The 18,088-nt window shown below is 72.7% G+C and carries 14 protein-coding genes; all 14 read left to right on the top strand.

The annotated features are described in order from the left end of the window. Nucleotides 1-60: 60 nt before the first annotated feature. The 14 genes from ald (at nucleotide 61) to secA (ending at nucleotide 18,084) form a co-directional block, all read left to right on the top strand. Nucleotides 61-1,161: an alanine dehydrogenase gene (gene ald / locus Ae331Ps2_RS05210; RefSeq protein ID WP_075310350.1), complete on the top strand. Its 1,101-nt coding sequence runs from the start codon at nucleotides 61-63 to the stop codon at nucleotides 1,159-1,161. 94 nt (nucleotides 1,162-1,255) lie between these two features. Continuing rightward, nucleotides 1,256-2,791 carry an amino acid permease gene (locus Ae331Ps2_RS05205; protein ID WP_075310352.1) on the top strand — a complete coding sequence of 512 codons (1,536 nt, stop codon included), beginning with the start codon at nucleotides 1,256-1,258 and terminating at the stop codon, nucleotides 2,789-2,791. An 84-nt stretch (nucleotides 2,792-2,875) separates the two neighbouring features. Then, nucleotides 2,876-4,420, top strand: a complete 1,545-nt coding sequence (locus Ae331Ps2_RS05200) for an amino acid permease (RefSeq protein ID WP_075310354.1) — start codon at nucleotides 2,876-2,878, stop codon at nucleotides 4,418-4,420. 186 nt (nucleotides 4,421-4,606) lie between these two features. Next, nucleotides 4,607-5,944 carry a glutamate mutase L gene (locus Ae331Ps2_RS05195; protein WP_075310356.1) on the top strand — a complete coding sequence of 446 codons (1,338 nt, stop codon included), beginning with the start codon at nucleotides 4,607-4,609 and terminating at the stop codon, nucleotides 5,942-5,944. Nucleotides 5,945-6,208: 264 nt separating this feature from the next. Continuing rightward, a complete protein-coding gene (gene ahcY / locus Ae331Ps2_RS05190; protein WP_020622194.1) occupies nucleotides 6,209-7,696 on the top strand; it encodes an adenosylhomocysteinase in 1,488 nt (495 codons plus the stop codon). Nucleotides 7,697-7,839: 143 nt separating this feature from the next. Next, on the top strand, nucleotides 7,840-8,319 hold the full coding sequence (locus Ae331Ps2_RS05185) for an NUDIX hydrolase (protein WP_075310358.1): 480 nt from the start codon (nucleotides 7,840-7,842) through the stop codon (nucleotides 8,317-8,319). Between the two features lie 18 nt (nucleotides 8,320-8,337). Then, the gene (locus Ae331Ps2_RS05180; protein ID WP_075310360.1) at nucleotides 8,338-8,982 is read left to right on the top strand and encodes a dTMP kinase; all 645 of its coding nucleotides are present in this window, start codon (nucleotides 8,338-8,340) and stop codon (nucleotides 8,980-8,982) included. A 25-nt stretch (nucleotides 8,983-9,007) separates the two neighbouring features. After that, a complete protein-coding gene (gene mtrA, locus Ae331Ps2_RS05175) occupies nucleotides 9,008-9,685 on the top strand; it encodes an MtrAB system response regulator MtrA (protein WP_020622190.1) in 678 nt (225 codons plus the stop codon). 28 nt (nucleotides 9,686-9,713) lie between these two features. Continuing rightward, nucleotides 9,714-11,051: a histidine kinase dimerization/phospho-acceptor domain-containing protein gene (locus Ae331Ps2_RS05170; RefSeq protein ID WP_371336323.1), complete on the top strand. Its 1,338-nt coding sequence runs from the start codon at nucleotides 9,714-9,716 to the stop codon at nucleotides 11,049-11,051. Then, complete coding sequence (locus Ae331Ps2_RS34150; protein WP_371336321.1) at nucleotides 10,981-11,496, top strand: ATP-binding protein; 516 nt, start codon at nucleotides 10,981-10,983, stop codon at nucleotides 11,494-11,496. The genes Ae331Ps2_RS05170 and Ae331Ps2_RS34150 overlap by 71 nt, the downstream gene beginning before the upstream one ends. Further along, nucleotides 11,493-13,217: an LpqB family beta-propeller domain-containing protein gene (locus Ae331Ps2_RS05160; protein WP_075310362.1), complete on the top strand. Its 1,725-nt coding sequence runs from the start codon at nucleotides 11,493-11,495 to the stop codon at nucleotides 13,215-13,217. The genes Ae331Ps2_RS34150 and Ae331Ps2_RS05160 overlap by 4 nt, the downstream gene beginning before the upstream one ends. A gap of 117 nt (nucleotides 13,218-13,334) precedes the next feature. Then, on the top strand, nucleotides 13,335-14,063 hold the full coding sequence (locus Ae331Ps2_RS33950; protein ID WP_083696178.1) for a ComF family protein: 729 nt from the start codon (nucleotides 13,335-13,337) through the stop codon (nucleotides 14,061-14,063). Nucleotides 14,064-14,387: 324 nt separating this feature from the next. Further along, nucleotides 14,388-15,047 carry a ribosome hibernation-promoting factor, HPF/YfiA family gene (gene hpf, locus Ae331Ps2_RS05150; protein WP_020622735.1) on the top strand — a complete coding sequence of 220 codons (660 nt, stop codon included), beginning with the start codon at nucleotides 14,388-14,390 and terminating at the stop codon, nucleotides 15,045-15,047. 211 nt (nucleotides 15,048-15,258) lie between these two features. Further along, on the top strand, nucleotides 15,259-18,084 hold the full coding sequence (gene secA, locus Ae331Ps2_RS05145; RefSeq protein ID WP_139318935.1) for a preprotein translocase subunit SecA: 2,826 nt from the start codon (nucleotides 15,259-15,261) through the stop codon (nucleotides 18,082-18,084). Nucleotides 18,085-18,088 lie beyond the last annotated feature (4 nt).

Raw genomic sequence — 18,088 nt, 5'->3', positions numbered from 1 at the left:
AGCTTATCGATGTTTCTTCACCATTGATGCAGGACAGGGCCCCGAGCGGAGGAGAAGGACATGCGCGTCGCAGTGCCGAAGGAGACCAAGGACAACGAGTTCCGGGTGGCGCTCACGCCCGCCGGGGTGCACGAGCTCGTCGGACGGGGGCACGAGGTCCTCGTCGAGCACGACGCCGGCGCCGGGTCCGCGATCTCCGACGCCGACTTCAAGGAGGCCGGGGCGCACATCGTGTCCGACACCGCCGAGGTGTGGGGCTCGGCCGAGCTGCTGCTCAAGGTGAAGGAGCCCATCGAGTCCGAGTACGGCTTCCTCCGGCCCGACCTGACGCTGTTCACCTACCTGCACCTGGCCGCGTCGCGCGCCTGCACCGACGCTCTGCTCTCGGCGGGGACGACCTCCATCGCCTACGAGACCGTCACCGACTCCCGCGGCCGGCTGCCGCTGCTCGCCCCGATGAGCGAGGTCGCGGGCCGGCTCGCCCCGCAGGCCGGCGGCTACCACCTCATGCGCTCGGCCGGCGGGCGCGGCATGCTCCTGGGCGGCGTCCCGGGCGCCCCGGGTGCCGAGGTCGTCGTGCTCGGGGCCGGTGTCGCGGGGGCGAACGCCATCGCCATCGCCGCCGGCATGCGGGCGAAGGTGACCGTGCTCGACGTCGACGTCGACAAGCTCCGCGCGATCGACGAGCAGTACGGCGGGGCCGTGCGCACCCAGTACTCCACCGCGCTGTCCGTGCGCGAGGCGGTGACCACCGCCGACCTCGTGATCGGCGCGGTCCTGCTGCCCGGGGCCAAGGCGCCGACCCTGGTGTCGAACGAGCTCGTCTCCCAGATGCGGCCCGGCGCCGTGCTCGTCGACATCGCGATCGACCAGGGCGGATGCTTCGAGGACTCGCGGCCGACCACCCACGCCGACCCGACCTACCAGGTGCACGACACGATCTTCTACTGCGTCGCGAACATGCCCGGCGCCGTGCCGCACACCTCGACCCGCGCGCTGACCAACGCCACGATGCCGCACGTGCTGCGCCTGGCCGACCGGGGCTGGCGGGCCGCGACCGAGGCCGACCCGCACCTGGCCGCCGGCCTGTCGACCCACGCCGGGACGCTGCTGTCGCACGAGGTCGCGCAGGCCCACGGACTGCCGCACGGCACCGTCTGACCGGGACCGGTTCGACGGCGCAACACCATCGTGACCTTAAATCCGGCCCCGGATTCGTGACGCAGGCCGCACCGCGGTCGTAGTTTCACCGGCCATGACGGTCACGAGCCGTGGTGGCGGCATGTTCCGCACCAAGACGGTCGAGCAATCCATCCGGGACACCGACGAACCGGACACCCGGCTGAAAAAGGACCTCGGGACGATCGACCTGATCGTCTTCGGGGTCGCGGTGGTCATCGGCGCCGGCATCTTCACCCTGGCCGCCAGCACGGCCGGCAACATCGCAGGACCCGCGGTGTCGCTGTCGTTCGTGCTGGCGGCGGTCGCCTGCGGTCTGGCCGCGCTCTGCTACGCGGAGTTCGCCTCGACGGTGCCGGTCGCCGGCAGCGCCTACACCTTCTCCTACGCCACCCTGGGCGAGTTCATCGCCTGGATCATCGGCTGGGACCTGGTGCTGGAGTTCGCTGTCGGCTCGGCCTACGTCTCGAAGGGCTGGTCGGAGTACCTGGCCCAGACCCTCGGCCTGCTCGGCATCGAGGTGTCGACCTCGTTCGAGCTGGGGAGCTTCTTCTCCTTCGACTGGGGCGCGCTGCTGCTCGTGGTCGTCCTGGCGTTCCTGCTCTACCGCGGCACGAAGCTGTCCAGCCGGGTCAGCCTGGTGATCACCACGATCAAGGTCGCGATCGTGCTGTTCGTGATCATCCTGGGTGCGTTCTTCATCAACGCGGCGAACTACACCCCGTTCGTCCCGGAGCCCACGCCCGGCAGCGTCGACACCGGAACCGGCATCCAGCAGTCGCTGCTGTCGTTCTTCGGGGGCGCCTCGTCGAGCGTCTTCGGCGTCTACGGGGTGTTCGCCGCCGCCGCGATCGTGTTCTTCGCCTTCATCGGCTTCGACGCCGTCGCCGCGACCGCGGAGGAGACGAAGAACCCGTCCAAGGCGCTGCCGCGCGGCATCCTCGGCTCGCTCGCGATCGTCACCGTGCTCTACGTCGCCGTCGCGCTCGTGATCACCGGCATGGTGCCCTACACCGACCTGGCCACGAAGCCCGACGGCACCCGCGCCACGCTGGCCACCGCCTTCGCCTCGCTGGGCATCAACTGGGCGGCGACGATCATCGCCATCGGTGCGCTGCTCGGTCTCACCACGGTCGTCATGGTGCTGATGCTCGGCCAGATCCGCGTCATCTTCGCGATGTCGCGCGACGGGCTGCTGCCGACCGCGCTGGCGAAGACGAACCGCTTCGGCACCCCGGGCCGTGCCACCTGGCTGATCGGCGTCGTCATCGCCCTGGTCGCGACGTTCTTCCCGGCCCAGGACCTCGAGCAGATGGTCAACATCGGCACGCTGTTCGCGTTCGTGCTGGTCTCGATCGGCGTGGTGGTCCTGCGCCGGACCCGGCCGGACCTGCCGCGCGGCTTCCGCACCCCGCTGGTGCCGCTCGTGCCGATCCTGGCCGTGCTCGCCTGCGTCTGGCTGATGCTGAACCTGTCGGTCGAGACCTGGCTGCGGTTCATCATCTGGATGGTCATCGGTGTGGTCGTGTACTTCGCCTACTCGCGGAAGAACTCGATCCTCGGTCGTCGCGAGCGCGGCGACCTGCCCGCCCAGGCGTCGTCCTCGGACTGACCCGACCCGCTCCACGACGGCGGCGCACCTGGACCGGGGGCGCCGCCGTTCCGCATCAAACGGACTTTCCGTATCTTTCCCGCCATGACGGCCAGAAGCCCGAACAGTGGTATCTTTCGTACGAAATCGGTCGAGCAGGCGATCCGGGACACCGAGGAACCGGAGTTCCAGCTCAAGAAGGCCCTCGGCCCGGTCCAGCTGACGATCATGGGGATCGGTGTCCTGATCGGCACCGGCGTGTTCGTGCTGGCAGGGGAGGCGGCGGCGCTCTACTCGGGCCCCGCGGTGTCGCTCTCGTTCCTCATCAGCGGGATCGTGTGCGCGCTCGCGGCGCTCTGCTACGCCGAGTTCGCCTCCAGCGTCCCGGTGGCGGGCAGCGCGTACACGTTCTCCTACGCCTCGATGGGCGAGTTCATCGCCTGGATGATCGGCTGGGACCTCGTCCTGGAGTTCACCCTCGGCGCGGCCACGGTGTCGAAGGGCTGGGGCGGCTACTTCGACACGGTGATGGCGAGCATCGGGCTCCCGGTGCCCGACGCCGTCTCGGCCGGGCCCGGCGGCGGCGGGATCGTCGACCTGCCCGCGGTGTTCATCGCGCTGCTGATGATGGCCGTGCTGATCGTCGGCATCAAGCTGTCGGCCTGGGTCAACGCCACGGTCACCACGCTCAAGCTCGTCATCGTCGCCGGGATCATCGGCATCGGTGTCTTCTTCGTCTCGGGCGAGAACTGGATCCCGTTCGTCCCCGAGTCCCGGCCGGCCGACTACTCCACCGCGGCGGGCACCCCGCTGATCATGGACCTGTTCGGCATCGACACGGCGTTCGGCCTGACCGGCGTCTTCACCGCCGCCGCGCTGGTCTTCTTCGCCTACCTGGGCTTCGACATCGTCGCGACGCTGTCGGAGGAGGTGCGGGAGCCGCAGCGCACGATGCCGATCGGCATCATCGCCTCGCTGACCATCGCGACCCTGCTCTACATCATCGTGTCGCTGGTCTACACCGGGATCCTGCCCTACGAGCAGCTCGGGGTGGAGGCGCCGGCCGCGGCGGCGATGGCCGCGACCGGGCTGCCCGCGGCGGAGTTCATCATCTCCTTCGGCATCCTGATCGGCCTCACCGTCGTGATCATGACGCTGATGCTCGGCCAGACCCGCGTCGCGTTCGCGATGAGCCGCGACCGGCTGCTGCCGCCGTGGCTGGCCCGGGTGCACCCGCGGTTCCGCACCCCGTACCGGCTGACGATCATCACCGGTGTCTCGGCGGCCCTGATGGGCGGCTTCCTGGAGCTCACCGAGCTGGGCCAGCTGGTCAACATCGGCACCCTGGCCGCGTTCGTGCTCGTCTCGATCGGCGTGATCGTGCTCCGCAAGCGCCGTCCGGACCTGCCCCGCACGTTCAGGGTGCCGTTCATGCCGGTGCTGCCGATCGTGTCGGCGGTGGCCTGCTTCGGCGTGGCACTGTTCCTGCCCGCCGACACCTGGATCCGGTTCTTCGGCTGGATGGCGCTGGGCGCGGTCCTGTACTTCGTCTACGGCCGCAGGCGCTCGCGGCTGGCCACCGGCCAGTCCCTGGCCGAGATCGCCGCCGAGTCCCGCGGACGCAAGGCCCCGCAGCAGTCCGAGCAGTAGTCGATCCGAGACGCAGTCGATCAGTACCTGAGCGCTGTCCGGCCGGTCCGCGGCAGCGCTCAGGTACTGCTGATCACGGGGTCGATGGTGGAGCCGGGGCACCCACCTCTCGGCCAGGTGCGCGTCGCAACCGATCTTTCCCGGACCACTCCCTGTAACCGCCCGGCCGCAGTACGCTCGCCCTCCATGACCGCCGCGTCGCCGGACGACCCGCACACGCCTGCGGTCTGCCTCGACGTCGGCTCCTGCTGGACCAAGGCCGTGCTGGTGCTGCCCGACGGGACCCCGGCCGGGTTCGCCGAGCACCCCACCACCCCCGACGTGCTCACCGGGGTCGACGCGGCGGTCGCCGCCGCTGCGGCCGCCGCGGGCCGGCGCAGGCGTGCCGCGCCGCGGGTGCTGGCCTGCTCCTCGGCCGGCGGGGCCCTGCGCCTGGCCGTGGTCGGGGCCGAGACGTTGACCGCGACCGAGGCCGGGCACCGGGTCTGCCGCTCCGCGGGGGCCCGGGTGGTCGGGGTGCACCCCGGTCCGCTGGAGCCCGACGCGGTGCTGGAGCTGTCGAGCCGTCGTCCCGGCGCGGTGCTGCTGCTCGGCGGGGCCGACGGGGCCGACCCGGCGGTGCTGCTGCACAACGCGGGCAGGCTGGCCCGCACCCGAGGGCACTGGCCGGTGCTGCTCTCGGTCGGCGAGGACGCCCTCGCCGACGCGCTCGGCCTGCTGCTGGCCGGCGGGCGGGCCGTGACGACCTGCCCCAACGTCACGCCGCAGCCGGGCCGGATCGTCGCCGGACCCGCGCGGGACGCCGTCGCCGCGCTCTACGCCCGGCACGTCCTCGGGGCGGGCACCGGCCGGTTCGGCGCGCTGGTCCGCTCCGGCACGCACGCCGCCGTCGGCGACGGGGCCGGGGTGCTGGCCCGGCTGACCGGGACCGGGGTGCTCGTCGTCGACGTCGGGTCGGCGACCACCGACGTGCACCGCCACGGCCCCGGCTCCGGTCCGGCGGCCGCGACCGTGGAGGGCGACCTCGGGGTGCGCGACGGCGCCGTCGGCGTCCTGACGGAGGCCCAGACCGAGGGCATCGTCGACCCGGTCGAGGCCGATCTGCTCGGCCCGGCCGTCGCCACGCTGCAGGAGTCGCGGGCCACCGTGCCCGCCGACCGGGGCGCGGCGGCCGAGGACCGCAGGCTGGCAGCGATCGCCGCGGTGGTCGCGCTGCGCAGGCACCTGCGCCACACCGGCGTCCTCGCCGACCCCGCGCAGCCCGAGCCCGGCCCGGGCACCCCCGTCGACGCAGGTGAGATCGGTCTCGTCGTCCTCACCGGGGGCGTGTTCCGCCAGCGCGACGCGGCCGGGCTGGCCGCCGCGGCCCGCACGGTGCGCCACGACGCCGTCCTGGCCCCGTTGCTGGCCCGGGCGGAGGTGCGGGTCGACAGCGAGTCCGTGCTGGCCCCGGCCGGGCTGCTGGCCGCCCACGGCCGCGAGGTCGCGGCGAGCGGGCTGCTCGCCGAGCACCTGACGGGCTGATCACGCATGAGTTGACACCCCCGCACCGGCTCGCGACCATGGAGGTCGCGACATCGCCGGGCGCCGAGAGGCGCTGCAGCGGCCGTGACCGTCACCGGTCCGTCCGCCACGCTCGGGCCCGGCCGGCACGGACGAGAAAGGGCGCCTGTCTCCGACGAGGAGGGAGGACGCCGTGCCCCGTGCACGTCGCTCCTCCTCGCCGTCGGACCGCACCCGTCGTGCCGACGAGTACGACTCGATCGCCTGAGGAGGCGCACCCACCCCATGACCGATCACCCGAAGCTGCAGCACGCCGGCGGCCTGGACTTCGCGATCGCCGACATCTCCGAGGCGGAGTACGGCCGCAAGGACATCCGGCTCGCCGAGAACGAGATGCCGGGCCTGATGGACCTGCGCCGGGAGTACGGCGAGTCGAAGCCGCTGTCGGGCGCCCGGATCGCCGGGTCCCTGCACATGACCACCCAGACCGCGGTCCTCATCGAGACCCTCGTCGCGCTCGGCGCCGACGTCCGCTGGGTGTCCTGCAACATCTTCTCCACCCAGGACTACGCGGCCGCCGCGACCGTCGTCGGCCCGCACGGCACCCCCGAGGAGCCCAAGGGCGTCCCGGTGTTCGCCTGGAAGGGCGAGTCGCTGGAGGACTACTGGTGGTGCACCGAGCAGCTGTTCAAGTTCCGTGACGCCGACGGCAACGTCGTCGGCCCGAACATGATCCTCGACGACGGCGGCGACGCCACCCTGCTCGTGCACAAGGGCGTCGAGTTCGAGAAGACCGGCGTCGTGCCGAGCTTCGCCGACGACGACCTGTCGGTCTCCGACGAGGAGCGGGTCGTGTTCGACACCCTGCGCCGCAGCCTCGCCGAGGACCCGCAGCGCTGGACGACGATCAACTCCGACATCCGCGGCGTCACCGAGGAGACCACCACCGGCGTCAACCGGCTGTACCAGCTGGCCGAGCGCGGCGAGCTGCTCTTCCCGGCGATCAACGTCAACGACTCGGTCACCAAGTCGAAGTTCGACAACAAGTACGGCATCCGCCACTCGCTGGTCGACGGCCTCAACCGGGCCACCGACGTGCTGCTCGGCGGCAAGGTCGCGGTCGTCGCGGCCTACGGCGACACCGGCAAGGGCTCGGTCGAGGCGCTCGCCGGCCAGGGCGCGCGCGTCATCGTCGCCGAGGTCGACCCGATCTGCGCGCTGCAGGCGCTGCTCGAGGGCCACGAGGTCAACACCCTCGAGAACGTCATCGAGAAGGCCGACATCGTGGTGACCGCGACGGGCAACAAGGACATCGTCACGGTCGACCTGATGAAGCGCATGAAGCACCAGGCGATCGTCGCCAACGTCGGTCACTTCGACAACGAGATCGACATGGCGGGCCTGTCCCGCGTCGAGGGCATCAAGAAGATCAACATCAAGCCCCAGGTCGACGAGTGGATCTTCCCCGACGGGCACTCCATCATCGTGCTGTCCGAGGGCCGGCTGATGAACCTGGGCAACGCGACCGGTCACCCGTCGTTCGTGATGTCCAACAGCTTCTCCAACCAGGTGATCGCCCAGATCGAGCTGTTCACCAAGCATGAGGAGTACAACAACGACGTCTACCGGCTGCCGAAGCACCTGGACGAGAAGGTCGCGCGGATCCACGTGCAGGCCCTCGGTGGCGAGCTGACCAAGCTCAGCAAGGACCAGGCCGAGTACATCGGCGTGGACGTCGAGGGTCCGTACAAGCCCGAGCACTACCGGTACTGAGCGAGTAGCTCGCGGATCGCGCATCATCGGTACTGAGCGAGTAGCTCGCGGATCGCGCATCGGTACAGTTTTCTCGCTCCGACGGCGCGGCGGCCCCTTCCCGGGCCGCCGCGCCGTCGGCGTACCAGGAGGTCACCGTCGAGATGACGATCGAGGCCGGGTCGGGTGACGGCTGGGTCCACTGCGCCCTGGGGCACCGGCACTGGGGCCTGTTCGGCGCGGCCGGGCTGCTCGTGCGGCACCACGACGACGCCGACCCGGTGGGCGTCGACCGGGTGCTGCTGCAGCACCGGGCGTCCTGGAGCCACCACGGAGGCACCTGGGGGATCCCCGGCGGTGCCCGGGACCGGGGGGAGTCCGCGGTGCAGGCGGCGCTGCGCGAGGCGGCCGAGGAGAGCACGCTCGACGTCGCCGGGCTGGCACCGGTGCGGGAGTTCGTCGACGACCACGGCGGCTGGAGCTACACCACCGTCGTCGTGCGGACACCGGACGCGCCGCCGGTCCGGGTGCGGGGCGCGGAGAGCACCGAGCTGCGCTGGGTGCGTACCGACCGGCTGGGCGAGCTGGAGCTGCACCCCGGTTTCGCGACGAGCTGGCCCACGGTCTCGACCCTGGGCGCCTGACCCCTAGGCTCGACCGCCGTGGGGAGACTGGTGGTCGTCGAGGGGCTCGACGGCGCGGGCAAGCACACGTTCACCACGGCGCTGGTCGCCGAGCTGGGCGGGCGCGGCGCCTCGGTCGCCACGCTGGCCTTCCCCCGGTACGACGACGACGTGCACGCGGAGCTGGCCCGCGACGCGCTCTACGGGCGGATGGGCGACCTGGCCTCCTCGGTGCACGCGATGGCCGTGCTGTTCGCACTCGACCGGCGGGCGGCCGCCCCCGGCCTGCGCGAGGCGCTCGCCGCCCACGACGTGCTGCTCGTCGACCGCTACGTCGCCTCCAACGCGGCCTACAGCGCCGCCCGGCTCGGGCAGGACGCCGCGGGCGAGGTCGTCGCCTGGATCCGGGCGCTGGAGATGGACCGGTTCGGCCTGCCGGTCCCGGACCACCAGCTGCTGCTCGCCCCGCCGCGCGAGGTCGCGGCCGAGCGCGCACGGTCCCGGGCGGCCGCCGACGCCGCCCGCGCCCGCGACGCCTACGAGAGCGACGACGGCCTGCAGACCCGCACCGACGCCGTCTACCGGGCCCTCGCGGCCGGGTCGTGGCTGAGCCCGTGGACGGTGCTCGACGACCCCGCCGTCACCCCATCGGCGCTGGTTCCCGCCCTGCTGCACGGGGCCTGACCGGACGACTGGGATAGTGGGGCCCATGAAGTCGCGCGTACTGGTGGTCGACGACGACCCGGCCCTGGCCGAGATGCTCACCATCGTGCTGCGGGGCGAGGGGTTCGAGACAGCGGTCGTGTCCGACGGCACGCGGGCGCTGCCCGCCGTCCGGGACACCCAGCCGGACGTGGTGCTGCTCGACCTGATGCTGCCCGGCATGAACGGCATCGACGTGTGCCGGGCGATCCGGGCGGAATCCGGCGTCCCGATCGTCATGCTGACGGCCAAGAGCGACACCGTCGACGTCGTGCTCGGCCTGGAGTCCGGTGCCGACGACTACGTCGTGAAGCCGTTCAAGCCCAAGGAGCTCGTCGCACGGATCCGGGCGAGGGTCCGCCGCAACGACGCCGAGCCCGCCGAGCAGCTGTCCATCGGCGAGATCGACATCGACGTGCCCGCGCACCAGGTCACCCGGGAGGGCCGGCCGATCGCGCTGACCCCGCTGGAGTTCGACCTGCTGGTGGCGCTGGCCCGCAAGCCGCGCCAGGTGTTCACCCGCGAGGTCCTGCTGGAGCAGGTGTGGGGCTACCGGCACGCGGCGGACACCCGGCTGGTGAACGTGCACGTGCAGCGGCTCCGGTCGAAGGTCGAGCGCGACCCGGAGCGCCCCGAGGTGGTCCTGACCGTCCGCGGGGTGGGGTACAAGGCCGGTCCTCCGTGACCGGCGCGCCGTGGGTGGTGCACCGGCCGTGGTGACCGGCCGCCGCGGACTCCGCACCCGGCTGGCCCGGCTGCCCGGCGCCCGGCGGGTCGCCCGCGTGCTGGGCCCGCTGCGGGTGCAGGCGCGCGAGCTGGGCGCGCTCACCGCCGCGGCCTGGCGGCGGTCGCTGCAGCTGCGGGTGGTCACCTCGACGCTGGCGCTGTCGTCGGCGGTGGTGCTGGTGCTCGGTCTGGTGCTGCAGAGCGAGATCGCCGAACGGCTGCTGCAGAGCAAGCTCGACGCCGCGATCTCCCAGTCGGACGCGAACCGGCAGGTCCTGGAGGGGCAGCTGGCGAGCGTCGACCCGGACCGGGAGGGCGTGCAGGAGACCCTGGACAGCGCCCTGGAGCGGCTGACCGACACCACCGGCCCCGGGCGGGCCGGGTCGGCCGGGGAGTTCAGCGCCGCGCTGACCACGGGGTCGGCGAACGGGCCGGAGGTGTCGGCGGGCGACGTCGGCCAGATCACCGCGCGCCAGCAGGACATCACCGCCCGCGGGTCGCTGGACAGCCTGAACCGCCAGTACACGACCGTCGACGGCGTCCCGAACCTCGTCATCGGGCAGAAGATCGCCACCGCGGGCCGGGAGATGCAGTTCTACCTGCTGTTCCCGCTCAACGGTGAGCAGCTGACGCTCGGGCTGGTGCAGAGCACGCTGATCGTCGGTGGTCTGGTGCTGCTGGTGCTGCTGGCCGCGATCGCCAGCCTCGTCACCCGGCAGGTCGTTCGTCCGATCCGGCACGCCGCCGACGTCGCCGAACGCTTCGCGGGGGGACACCTCGACGAGCGGATGGCCGTCCGCGGCGAGGACGAGGTCGCCCGGCTCGCCGAGTCCTACAACGAGATGGCGGGCAGCCTCGCCGCGCAGATCGCCCAGCTCGAGGAGTTCGGTGCGTTGCAGCGGCGGTTCACCTCCGACGTGAGCCACGAGCTGCGCACGCCGCTGACCACCGTGCGGATGGCCGCCGACGTCCTCTACGCCTCCCGCGACGAGCTGCTCCCGGCGCTGCGCCGCAGCTCCGAGCTGCTGGTCACCGAGCTGGACCGGTTCGAGGAGCTGCTCGCCGACCTGCTGGAGATCTCCCGGCTCGACGCCGGCGTGGCCGAGCTGGGTGCCGAACGGGTCGACCTGTCCGCGGTGGCGCACCTCGACCGACGCGGTGCGCGGCATCGCCGCCGACGCCGGCACCGACCTCGTCCTGGACCTGCCGGCCGGCGAGCTGATCGAGGCCGACCCGCGCCGGGTGGAGCGCATCGTGCGCAACCTCGTCGCGAACGCGATCGACCACGGCGAGGGCCGCCCGGTGGAGGTGACGGTGGCCGGTGACCACGCCGCGGTCGCCGTGGTCGTGCGCGACCACGGCGTCGGGCTGCGCCCCGGCGAGGCCGACCTGGTGTTCAACCGGTTCTGGCGGGCCGAGGAGTCGCGGGCCCGGCGCAGCGGCGGCACCGGCCTCGGGCTGTCGATCAGCATCGAGGACGCCCGGCTGCACGGCGGCTGGCTGCAGGCCTGGGGGGAGCCGGGCAACGGCTCGGCGTTCCGGCTGACCCTGCCGCGCGAGGTCGGCGGGCACATCACCGCCTCGCCGCTGCCGCTCGGCCCACCGGCCGCGGACGCCGGGGAACGGCGCAACGGCAGCTCGGTGCCGACCCCGCCGCAGGGGATCGGCCGCGAGCTGCGTGAGGAGGACCTGTGGCGGCTGCGGGCCGAGGAGCACGCGCCGATGCAGCCCGCCGAGCGCGCCATCATCGACCCGGGTGGCGACCGGTGACCGCCCGGCCCGCGTGGGCGGCCCTGGTCGTGGCGGTCGTCGCCGCCGTCGTCGCCGGGTGCGCGACGGTGCCCCAGCAGTCCGACGTGCAGGTGCTGCGCCAGGGCGAACAGGCGGCCGAGCGGGACCTGAGCGGCCCGATCGAGGACGACGAGCCGCTCGGCCTGGTCCGCGGGTTCGTCTACCGTTCCGGCTCGCCCGACGACCGGCACGCGCAGGCCCGCCGCTACCTGACGGCGTCGGCGTCGGGATGGGACGACGCGGCGTCGCTGACCGTCCTGGACGACCGGTTCGACACCGTGGTGTCCCCGGACGGCGGCACCCCGGGCCCGGACCGGATGACGGTGCGGGTGCGGGGTACCCGGTTGGGGACGGTCGGGCCCGGCGGGGCGTTCGAGTCCTCGCCGCAGCGGGTCGAGGTCGACGTCGGGGTCGTCCGGGAGGGTGAGCACTGGCGGATCGACCGGCCGCCGCCCGGGGTGATGGTCCGGCTGGCGGACTTCCGCCTGTACTACAGGGAGCTGCAGGCCTGGTTCGTCGACCCGGTCCGCCGGATGTTGCTCCCCGACGGGCACTACATCCGCAGCGGGCGTCCCGGCGAGCTCGCGATGGACGCCGTCGACGTCCTGCTGCGCGGGCCGTCCACCGGTCTGGCCGGGGCCGCGGTGACGATGTTCCCGGCGACCGCCCGGATCCGGTCGGCCACCACCGACCCCGCGGCGGGTACCGCGTCGATCGACCTGACCGGGGTGTCGGGGCTGTCCGTGCAGGACCGGGAGCTGCTCGCCGCGCAGGTCGCGCAGACCCTCGGCGGGGTGGGCGTCCCGCGGGTGGAGCTGCTGACCGACGGCGGACCACTGGTCCCCGGCAGGCCGACGGTGGCCGCCGCGGACCAGGCCGACCTCGTCGCTGGCCCGGGCCGGGCCCCCGCCTTCCCCTACGTCGTCGACGGTGGCCGGGTGCACCAGCTCAGCGCGACCGGCGTCAGCTCGCCGGTCGCCGGGCAGGCCGGGAACGGCTCGTTCGACATCACCGAGGCCGCCGCGTCCGCGCGCAGCGGGCGGATCGCCGTCGTGTCCCGGGAGTCGACGGGCACCCAGCGGCTGCTCACCGGCCCGCTGGGCGGCGAGCTGACCGCCACCCCGGTGTCCGGAGCGGACGTCCGCTCGCTGAGCTGGAACGGGCCCGGCGACGAGATCTGGGCGGTCGTGGACGGCAGGCTGCGCCGGGTCCTCGTCCCGCGGACCGGGCCACCGGTCGAGGGCGCGGTGGACGCGGGCAGGCTGGCGCCGCTGGGCCGGATCGGGGACATCGCGCTGGCGCGTGAGGGCGGCCGGATCGCCGTCGTCGCCGACGGTGCGCTGCTCGTCGGCCCGATCGTCCCGCTGGAGGCCGGCGAGGTCGCCGTCGGGCCGCTGCGCCGGCTGCGCCCCGGCGACCTCGACGACGTGGTGTCGGTCGACTGGCATTCGGCGGACCGGATCGTGGTCGCCTCCGACTCCGACCGCCCCATGTCCGAGGTGAGCGCCGACGGGCTCCGTCTGGACCAGATCCCCGGGACGAACCTGACCGCGCCGCTGCGGGCACTGGCCGCCGCCGAGGGGCGCCCGCTGTACGTGACCGACCGGACCGGCCTGTGGAGCTACACCGGCAGCGAGTTCGACGCCTGGCAGCAGGTGGGCGGGACCGGGGCGGCCACCCAGCCGTTCTACCCCGGCTGACGCCGTCCCGGTGACCGGACCGCCGGCCTGTGGACAACTCCGGAGCATGTGGACAACCCGCCTTCGGCGGGCTCCGCCGGCGCCGCGGTGACGGTGGCCGGGGCGAGTATCGGTGTCGTGACCCCCACTCGAGCCCCGTCCCCGGCCGCCGCCCTGCTGGACCTCCTGCTGCCCCGGACCTGCGGCGGCTGCGGTGCCGGGCCGCCCGGTGGCGGGGGCTGGTGCCCGGCCTGCGCGCAGGACACCCCGGGTCCGGTGCCGGTCCGGGTATCCCGCGCCGGCCGGGTCGCGGCGGCCGGGCGCTACCGCGGGCCGCTGCGCCGCGCGGTGCTGGCCTACAAGGAACGCGGCCGGCGGGACCTGGCGCCGGACCTGGCCCGGCTGCTGGTCGGACCGGCGTCGGCGGTGCTCGCGCCGCGGGCCGACGGGACGCCGGACCCGACCGCGGTGCGCCTGGTGCCCGTCCCGTCCCGGCCGTCGGCGGCCCGGGTCCGCGGCGGCGACCACGTGGTGCGGCTGTGCCGGGCGCTGGCGCCGCTGCTGACCGCGGCCGGGCTACCGGCCCGCACGGACGCGGTACTGGCCCTGCACCGCCGCGCCCGGGACTCGGTGGGGCTCGACGGCGCGGGCCGGGCGGCGAACCTGGCCTCGGCGCTGCACCCGGCCCGCGCCCGCGAGCCGGTTCCGGCGGCCCTGGGGGAGGCGGTGCTGCTGGTCGACGACGTCGTGACCTCCGGGGCGACGCTGCGCGCCTGCGGGGCTGTGCTCGCCGGGGCCGGGTTGCCCGCGGTGGGCGCCGTGGTGCTCGCCGACGCCTCGGCGCGGCGACGTCGACCGAACCACTGATTGTGACGGCTGTCACATAGGGAGGCGGTCGCGTGCCGGTCCTGTCGGGGGTCCACTGTGGTCGTCGGGCGCGCGATCCGGAGGTCGGCGCGCCAGTCCGGGGCGGTGGATCACCCGGGTGCCGCGGAGTCGTCGCACACCGCGTCCGTCGGCGCCAGGCCGTCCACCCGACGGGTCGGCGAACGACCTGTCCCGGAGGCAGATTTCCCGATAACGTCGGCCGAACTCCGACCGCTACCACATCAGGAGGAACGACCGCGAGCCCACCCCCTGGGGCCGTCGTCGGGTCCCGGGTTCAGCACGACTGAAGCGAGGGATGTTCGAGTGGAGATCGTCGTCACCGGCCGCAACGTCGAGGTGCCGGAGCACTTCCGTGGCCTGGTCCAGGACAAGCTGAGCCGCCTGGAGCGCCACGACCACAAGATCGTCGGAATGGAGGTGGAGCTCTTCCACGAGCCGAACCGCCGTCAGCAGAAGTCCTGCCAGCGCGTCGAGATCACCGGACGTGGCGGCTGCGGAGCGGTCGCCCGCGCCGAGGCCTCCGCCGCCGACTTCTACGCCGCACTCGACCTGGCCGTCGGCAAGCTCGCCGAACGGCTGCGCCGCTCCCACGACCGTCGCAAGCCCAGCCGCCGCGACCGCGTCGCCGCCTCCCGCGCCGCCGCCGACGCCTCGGCCGTCGCGCTGATGGAAGCGGCTCCTCCGATGACCGACACCATTCCCGCACCGCGCAGCCACGACGAGTCCCTGACCGACGACGAGCTGGCCCGCCTCGAGGAGCAGTGGGAGGCCGAGTACCGGCCCGGCCGCATCGTCCGCGAGAAGTCCCACCCGGCCACGCCGATGAGCGTCGACGAGGCGCTGTCGCGGATGGAGCTCGTCGGCCACGACTTCTACATGTTCTCCTGCAGCGAGACCGGCCGTGCCTCGGTCGTCTACCGCCGCCGCGGCTACGACTACGGCGTGATCCGGCTCGACGGCTGAGCACCCGCGCCCGACGGTGCCCCGAACCGCGGCGGGGAACGCCTCCCCGCCGCGGCGCGGGTCATCGCCCGGGTGCCCGTACCATGGTCGGCGGGGTCGGTCCGCCGCGCGGCGCCGGCGCCGCGCCGATGCCGTCCGAGGCGTCGGGACGCGGCGCGGAGACCGTGGTGGGAGGCCCCGTGTCCTGACCGCGACGTGAATGAGGTCGGCAGTGCCCTTCCTGAGTCGACTCCTCCGGGCCGGCGAGACCAAGCTGGTGAAGCGGCTCGCGAAGATCGCCGCGCACATCGACGGACTGGAGCCCGAGTTCGAGGGCCTCACCGACACCCAGCTGCGCGCCAAGACCGACGAGTTCCGTCGTCGCCACGCCGACGGCGAGTCGCTCGACGACCTGCTGCCCGAGGCCTTCGCCACGGTGCGCGAGGCCGCGCAGCGCACGCTGGGCCAGCGCCCGTTCACCGTGCAGCTGATGGGTGCCGGCGCGCTGCACATGGGCAACGTGGCCGAGATGGGCACCGGTGAGGGCAAGACCCTGACCTCGACGCTGGCCGTCTACCTCAACGCGCTGCCCGGCGACGGCGTGCACGTGGTCACCACGAACGACTACCTCGCCAAGCGCGACTCCGAGACCATGGGCCGCATCCACCGCTGGCTGGGTCTCACCGTCGGCGTGATCCTGTCGGAGATGACCCCGGCGCAGCGGCGCGAGCAGTACGCCTGCGACGTCACCTACGGCACGAACAACGAGTTCGGCTTCGACTACCTGCGCGACAACATGGCGTGGAACACCGCCGACATGGTCCAGCGCGGGCACAACTTCGCCATCGTCGACGAGGCGGACTCGATCCTCATCGACGAGGCCCGCACCCCGCTGATCATCTCCGGTCCGGCCGAGCAGAGCGCCCGCTGGTACCAGGAGTTCGCGCGGCTCGCGCCGATGCTGTCCAAGGACATCCACTACGAGGTCGACGAGCGCAAGCGCACCGTCGGCATCACCGAGGAGGGTGTCGCGCTGATCGAGGACCAGCTCGGCATCGACAACCTCTACGAGTCCGCGAACACCCCGCTGGTCGGCTACCTCAACAACGCGGTCAAGGCCAAGGAGCTGTTCAAGAAGGACAAGGACTACATCGTCAACGACGGTGAGGTCCTGATCGTCGACGAGTTCACCGGCCGGGTGCTCGCCGGTCGTCGCTACAACGAGGGCATGCACCAGGCGATCGAGGCCAAGGAAGGCGTCGAGATCAAGCCGGAGAACCAGACCCTGGCGACGATCACGCTGCAGAACTTCTTCCGGCTCTACGACAAGCTCGCCGGCATGACCGGTACGGCCCAGACCGAGGCCGCCGAGCTGCACGAGATCTACAAGATGTCGGTCGTCTCGATTCCGCCGAACCGCCCGCGGGTGCGCGTCGACCAGTCCGACCTGATCTACAAGACCGAGCCCGCGAAGTTCGAGGCGGTCGCCGACGACATCGCCGAGAAGCACGAGAAGGGCCAGCCGGTCCTGATCGGCACGACGAGCGTCGAGAAGTCCGAGTACCTGTCGAAGCTGCTGCTGCGCCGCGGCGTGCCGCACGAGGTGCTCAACGCCAAGAACCACGCGCGTGAGGCGCAGATCATCGCCCAGGCGGGGCACGCGGGCGCCGTCACCGTCGCGACGAACATGGCCGGTCGCGGCACCGACATCATGCTCGGTGGCAACCCCGAGTTCCTCGCCGACCTGGAGCTGCGCAGCCAGGGGCTGGACCCGGTCGAGACCCGTGAGCAGTACGAGGCCGCGTGGGACGCGGTCCTCGACCGCATGCGCAAGCAGGTCAAGGCCGAGGCCGACGAGGTCCGCGCCGCGGGCGGTCTCTACGTGCTCGGCACCGAGCGCCACGAGTCCCGGCGCATCGACAACCAGCTGCGCGGCCGCTCCGGCCGCCAGGGCGACCCGGGTGAGTCCCGCTTCTACCTGTCCCTGGGCGACGAGCTGATGCGCCGCTTCAACGGCCAGGTCGTCGAGTCGATCATGAACCGGTTCAACCTGCCGGACGACGTGCCGATCGAGGCGGGGATGGTCACCCGCGCGATCCGCAGCGCGCAGACCCAGGTCGAGCAGCAGAACTTCGAGATCCGCAAGAACGTCCTCAAGTACGACGAGGTCCTCAACCAGCAGCGCAAGGTCATCTACGACGAGCGCCGCCGGGTCCTCGACGGCGAGGACGTGCAGCGTCAGACCCGCAACATGCTCGAGGACGTGATCCACGCCTACGTCGTCGGGGCCACCGCCGAGGGCTACTCCGAGGACTGGGACCTCGAGAAGCTGTGGACGGCGGTCAAGGGTCTGTACCCGATCCAGCTCGACTGGCGCACCGTCGCCGAGGACATCGACGACCTGTCGGCCGAGGAGCTCGAGCGGGTCATCCTCGCCGACGCCGAGGCCGCCTACGCCCGGCGTGAGGCCGAGATCGACGCGCTCATCGGCCCGCAGGGCGGCATGCGCGAGCTCGAGCGCCAGGTCCTGATGCAGGTCATCGACCGCAAGTGGCGCGAGCACCTCTATGAGATGGACTACCTCAAGGAGGGCATCGGGCTGCGGGCGATGGCCCAGCGCGACCCGGTGATCGAGTACCAGCGCGAGGGATTCGACATGTTCTCCGCGATGCTCGAGGGCATCAAGGAGGAGACGATCGGACACCTGTTCAACGTCGTCGTCCAGGTGCAGCAGCCGGCCGCGCCCGTCCAGGAGGCCGAGCCGGAGACGACCGAGATCCCGGTCGTGCGCCGGGTCCCGGCCGAGGACCCCGCCGAGTCCACCGTGGTCCTGCCCAACCTGTTCCGCACCAGCCCGCCGCAGAACCTGCAGTACAGCGGTCCGGGTGAGGACGGCGGGGTCGCGCGTCGCGGTGACGGCGGGGCGGCCGCCCCGGGCACCGGTCGTACCGGCCGCCACCAGGTGCCGGCCCGTGGCAACGGGGCCTCCCCGACCGGCGACGAGGGCGTCAACCGCGCCGAGCGGCGCCGCGCGGAGAAGGCGCGCCGGCGGCGCTGAGACC

Origin of the sequence: Pseudonocardia sp. Ae331_Ps2 (genome assembly GCF_001932405.1) — a bacterium.
Classification (GTDB): domain Bacteria; phylum Actinomycetota; class Actinomycetes; order Mycobacteriales; family Pseudonocardiaceae; genus Pseudonocardia.
Note: the sequence above shows the minus strand (reverse complement) of the source record. Positions and strands in the feature narration are given on the sequence as shown.

Bases quoted from the DNA above. Each gene is read 5' to 3' on its own strand.
- ald (WP_075310350.1), top strand. From the start codon at position 61: ATGCGCGTCGCAGTGCCGAAGGAGACCAAGGACAACGAGTTCCGGGTG.
- Ae331Ps2_RS05205 (WP_075310352.1), top strand. From the start codon at position 1,256: ATGACGGTCACGAGCCGTGGTGGCGGCATGTTCCGCACCAAGACGGTC.
- Ae331Ps2_RS05200 (WP_075310354.1), top strand. From the start codon at position 2,876: ATGACGGCCAGAAGCCCGAACAGTGGTATCTTTCGTACGAAATCGGTC.
- Ae331Ps2_RS05195 (WP_075310356.1), top strand. From the start codon at position 4,607: ATGACCGCCGCGTCGCCGGACGACCCGCACACGCCTGCGGTCTGCCTC.
- ahcY (WP_020622194.1), top strand. From the start codon at position 6,209: ATGACCGATCACCCGAAGCTGCAGCACGCCGGCGGCCTGGACTTCGCG.
- Ae331Ps2_RS05185 (WP_075310358.1), top strand. From the start codon at position 7,840: ATGACGATCGAGGCCGGGTCGGGTGACGGCTGGGTCCACTGCGCCCTG.
- mtrA (WP_020622190.1), top strand. From the start codon at position 9,008: ATGAAGTCGCGCGTACTGGTGGTCGACGACGACCCGGCCCTGGCCGAG.